At 72.6% G+C, this 266-nt stretch carries 1 protein-coding gene; it reads left to right on the forward strand.

Annotation, left to right across the window (positions count from 1 at the left end; translation table 11 throughout):
• Positions 1–266: DUF222 domain-containing protein (locus F6Q13_RS17390; protein ID WP_293059212.1), on the forward strand; the 266-nt coding region annotated here is incomplete at both ends.

A 266-nucleotide genomic window follows, 5' to 3' on the forward strand; every position in this document is an offset into this window, starting at 1 on the left:
GTGGCATCGAGTCGGGCGCCTCCGAGCTCACCCCACCGATGCCGGGCACCGTGGAGGCGTTTGTGCGGCTGGTGCAGGCCGGCTGGGACGCCGAAGCGGTCCGCCGCCCGCACGGGCTGCACACCACGGTGGTGGTCCACGTCGATGTCGCCGCGCGCGCCGCGGCGCTGCATCTGGGTCCAGCACTGACCGACGCCCAGCGCCGCTACCTGAGCTGTGATGCCACTTGCGAGGTCTGGTTTCAGCGCGACGGGCAGCTGCTCCCG

It is taken from the genome of Mycobacterium sp. (assembly GCF_008709575.1).
Lineage (GTDB): Bacteria > Actinomycetota > Actinomycetes > Mycobacteriales > Mycobacteriaceae > Mycobacterium.